General features: G+C 43.1%; 5 protein-coding genes and 1 pseudogene. 5 read left to right on the plus strand and 1 reads right to left on the minus strand.

Features of this window, described 5'->3' with window-relative positions:
* Window positions 1–609 precede the first annotated feature (609 nt).
* Window positions 610–1,554 (plus strand): 23S rRNA pseudouridine(955/2504/2580) synthase RluC, encoded by a 945-nt coding sequence (rluC, locus tag CAG68_RS01955; RefSeq protein ID WP_021033985.1) that lies wholly within the window; start codon window positions 610–612, stop codon window positions 1,552–1,554.
* Between the two features lie 58 nt (window positions 1,555–1,612).
* Here the strand turns inward: rluC and CAG68_RS01960 are convergent, their stop codons facing one another.
* On the minus strand, window positions 1,613–2,194 hold the full coding sequence (locus CAG68_RS01960) for a Maf family protein (protein ID WP_054729223.1): 582 nt from the start codon (window positions 2,192–2,194) through the stop codon (window positions 1,613–1,615).
* Between the two features lie 149 nt (window positions 2,195–2,343).
* On the opposite strand from CAG68_RS01960, the gene yceD reads away from it, so the two are divergent.
* From yceD to CAG68_RS01980, 4 genes and pseudogenes are all read left to right on the plus strand, one after another.
* On the plus strand, window positions 2,344–2,868 hold the full coding sequence (yceD, locus tag CAG68_RS01965; protein ID WP_005387307.1) for a 23S rRNA accumulation protein YceD: 525 nt from the start codon (window positions 2,344–2,346) through the stop codon (window positions 2,866–2,868).
* A gap of 59 nt (window positions 2,869–2,927) precedes the next feature.
* Entirely contained in the window at window positions 2,928–3,098 is a 171-nt protein-coding gene (gene rpmF / locus CAG68_RS01970) for a 50S ribosomal protein L32 (protein WP_005396978.1), read from the plus strand.
* 10 nt (window positions 3,099–3,108) lie between these two features.
* A complete protein-coding gene (plsX, locus tag CAG68_RS01975) occupies window positions 3,109–4,134 on the plus strand; it encodes a phosphate acyltransferase PlsX (RefSeq protein ID WP_017633846.1) in 1,026 nt (341 codons plus the stop codon).
* A 5-nt stretch (window positions 4,135–4,139) separates the two neighbouring features.
* Window positions 4,140–4,245 (plus strand): annotated as a pseudogene (locus CAG68_RS01980) (3-oxoacyl-ACP synthase); the annotation flags it as partial.

Below are 4,245 nucleotides of genomic sequence, written 5' to 3' on the forward strand. Positions count from 1 at the left end.
CTTTCTTGTCGACTTGCCACTGTTTTTTCGCTCTTTCACGGTGCCTGATCCCATGGCTTGTATTTTGCAGCCTCCCGGCTGGAAGGGGATGCTCTCGGGCACTTCAGTCATCACAAGCCTCTTGTGGTTTCTGTTGGAAACGTAGACTTGTGACCCGCTATTTGGGCGGTAGGTACTCAACGTGAATATGCGAGGAGTAGGGTGGCAAGAGTGTTGAATTCGATGTGTCTCACGCCAATGCTGCACTCGACCTTCAACGATCTACTCACATTGCTTGAGGATAAATGATTGGTAATGAATAAAATGTAACCAAACCTTCCTTAGCAGCTGTGAACTATAGCAGTGCGCGTGGCTATCAGCAATCTGCTTTCACGCAAACGATAGAAAATTTGCCGCTAAACTCAAAATTTCTATTTTATAACTGGCTGTTTCATAAGCAATTGAGATGTGCAAACTGTTCAAGACAGAAAACAAATTGAGAACTTGATTGAGAGTTTTAATAATTTAAACAAAAGCTTGGAGAAATTTAGACCAGTATGTGCCACCGAGTGTTTCTTTTACGACAAGAATAATGTGAAGTCGCACGAAATTGAGTTTACAATACCGCCCATGAACGAAATAAGAACAAAAGTCCAGTTCGTCGACATCGACGAAGATATGGCGGGTCAGCGCATTGATAATTTTTTGCGCAACCAATTAAAAGACATTCCTAAAAGCATGATTTACCGAATTGTGCGTAAGGGCGAAGTGCGCGTAAATAAAAAGCGTATAAAAGCAGAGTACAAGTTAAAAGCAGGCGATCTCGTTCGTATTCCACCGGTGACCGTCGAGAAAAAAGATGACGATGTCGCACCAAGTACGAAACTTAACAAAGTCGCTGAGTTGGAAAATATGATTATCTTCGAAGATGACCATATGTTGATTCTAAACAAACCATCTGGCACCGCTGTGCATGGTGGCAGTGGTTTAAAGTTTGGTGCGATTGAAGCGCTTAGGGCTCTGCGTCCTCAAGCTCGCTTTCTTGAACTTGTGCATCGTATTGACCGTGATACTTCAGGGATTTTGCTGGTTGCTAAAAAGCGTTCTGCACTTCGTCACTTGCAAGCCCAGTTTCGTGAAAAGACAGTAAAGAAGTTTTACTTAGCTCTTGTCATGGGGCAATGGAAAAGCAGTTGTAAGGTTGTGAACGCGCCACTGCTCAAAAACGAAGTGAACAGTATTGTTCGTGTTAACCCTAATGGTAAGCCGTCAGAAACGCGTTTTAAGATTTTGGAAAAGTTCGAACAAGCTACATTGATTCAGGCGAGTCCGATTACTGGTCGAACTCACCAAATACGAGTTCATACGCAATACACTGGTCACCCAATCGCTTGGGATGATCGCTACGGTGATCGTCGCTTTGATGCTTACACAGGTCAAGTTGGTTTAGATCGTTTGTTCCTACACGCGGCAAACATCAAGTTCCAACACCCATCAAATGATGAGTGGATGGAAATCAACGCACCGATGGAACCGAAACTAGAAAAAGTGTTGGCGGGTTTAAGAAACGCGTAACCATGTTTTCCTCGCGGATGCAAAAGGGAGCCTGTAGCTCCCTTTTATCGTATTTGGGTTAAAGGACATCGAGTCCTTGAACATGCAACATATCAATCAAATCAATCAATGGTAGTCCGACAAGTGTGTTCGGGTCTTTACCGACTAATTTCGTAAACAAGCAAATTCCCATGCCTTCGCTTTTAAAGCTGCCTGCGCAGTAAAAAGGTTCTTCCCTGTCGACGTAGCGTTCGATTTGTTCAAGCGTTAAATCTCTAAAGTGCACCTCGAAAGAATCAAAGCCGACTTCTGTATGGTTTGTCACGGTGTTATGTACCGCAAGACCAGTATAGAAAGTGATGACTTTTCCACTTTGAGCCAAAAGTTGATTTATCGCGTTATCTCTATTTAAAGGCTTGCCAACGATTTCACCATTAATGACACAAACTTGGTCACTGCCGATAACTAAACTTGCTTTATCCGTCTGGCAAGATATTGCTTTCTCTTGGGCCAGTCTCTGCACAAGTTCAGTTGGCGTTTCTTGGTCAAAAGGTGTTTCATCGCAATCAGGTGGTAAACAAACGAATGGTAGTGAGAGCTTTTCAAGCAGTTGTTTACGAAAAGGGGAAGTTGAGGCTAAAACCAGTTGGTAATTTTTCATTTTGAATTACAATTCGTGGGAGCATTTCCAATAGGATAATCGATCAAAAATGATTCTGGCTAATGCTCTGTATGTTAAGCGTAAAAAAGTACAACTTTTTTGCCTTTTTCTTTGACTAATTTTGATTTGGAAGATAATATTCGCGCCCTATGCAAAAGGTAAAAATACCGCGAACGGTTGACCCAGCTAAAGCTGCACAGAAACGATTGGATTACGATGGCATCATCCAAGCTAGTCTTTTCAAGCGCTTAGTGGAAACAACTGAAGGCGTAAAACGCGACGCAGAAGTCTCATTGTCATTTGGGATGGATGAACAGCGACTCGTTGTTATCTCTGGTAAAGCTAACATCGAAGTCGATTTAGAGTGTCAGCGTTGTAATGAGGTATTCGCACATGAGTGCGAAGTTGAATTCCTTTCTACTCCTTACTACGGTGAGAAAACAGAACAGGAAGCACCAGAAATTTATGATTTGGTAGATCTAAATGAATATGGTGAATTAGACCTCATACAACTTGTTGAAGACGAGTTCATCTTAGCATTACCTCAAATTGCGATGCACGATGAAGCGGATTGTAGCGTTGATTCAAATAACATGGTTTTTGGTGAGATTCCTGAAGAAATTGAGGAAGAAAAACCGAATCCATTCGACGTTTTGAAAAGTCTGAAAAAGTAATAGGTGTGGTAGCCGATTCTTCTTCAGGTTTTTAACCCAATAGTATAGGAGTAGGGTCAATGGCCGTACAGAAAAACCGTAAAACTCGTTCTAAGCGCGGTATGCGTCGTTCACACGATGCGCTAACTACAGCTGCTCTATCTGTAGACGCGACTTCTGGTGAAACTCACCTACGCCACAATGTAACTGCTGAAGGTTACTACCGTGGTCAAAAGGTTATCAACAAGTAAGGTTGAACCTTTGCAAAGTATTACCGTTGCACTTGATGCAATGGGCGGGGATTTCGGTCCACGCGTAACAGTGCCTGCCGCCGTGCAGGCACTGTCTCATTTCCCAGAGCTAAAAGTGATTCTTATTGGTGATCAATCTCTGATCACGTCTCAATTATCTCAACTCGGTACCTCGACCAGTTCCCGCTTGACTATTCTTCACAGCGAGAAAGTTATCTCGAACTCAGAAAAACCTTCATTGGCGTTACGTAATAGCCAAAATAGTTCTATGCGTATGGCTATCGATTTGGTTTCTGAGCAGAAAGCGGATGCTTGTGTTAGTGGTGGCAACACCGGTGCATTAATGGCACTATCGCGTTTCATTCTTAAGTTACTTCCTGGCATTGAACGTCCTGCTTTAGTTTCCGCTTTACCGACGATTACCGGAAAGCGCACTTGGATGCTAGATCTGGGGGCGAATGTATCGTGCGATGCTGATAGCTTGTTCCAATTTGCTGTAATGGGCAGTGCATTAGCTGAAGAACACTTGGGTCGTCCTCCTCGCGTTGCTGTACTCAATATTGGCGCAGAAGAGATTAAAGGTAACGACTTAGTCAAACGTTGCGCAGAAATGCTTTCTCAGACCGATGCGATTAACTTTGTCGGTTATATTGAAGGTAATCAAATTTTGCATGATGTTGCGGACGTCATTGTTTGTGATGGATTTGTCGGCAACGTATGCTTAAAAGCCAGTGAGGGAACAGCTCAACTTTTTATCGAAAAAATTAAAACCAGCATAATGGCATCAACGATAAAGGGTTGGATAGCTAGAAAGTTGTTTTCTAGGCTGTTTAATGAACTAAAAACACTGAACCCCGACCAGTATAACGGCGCAAGTTTGCTAGGATTGCGCGGCATTGTCATAAAAAGCCATGGAAGTGCGGATGTATCTGCGATTGTCAATGCACTTGGCGAGGCAGTACACGAGGTCAAACGACAAGTACCAAGCCGTATTAGCGATCGTTTGGAAGCGGTTTTACTCGAGAGGCATTATTAGTCTTCATGTATAGCAAAATTTTAGGTACTGGCAGCTACCTGCCATCTCAGGTGCGTACAAACGCAGATCTAGAGAAAATGGTAGATACAAGTGATGAGTGGATCGTTGCTC

It is taken from the genome of Vibrio sp. V42_P2S4T144, assembly GCF_009904715.1.
Taxonomy (GTDB): domain Bacteria; phylum Pseudomonadota; class Gammaproteobacteria; order Enterobacterales; family Vibrionaceae; genus Vibrio; species Vibrio alginolyticus.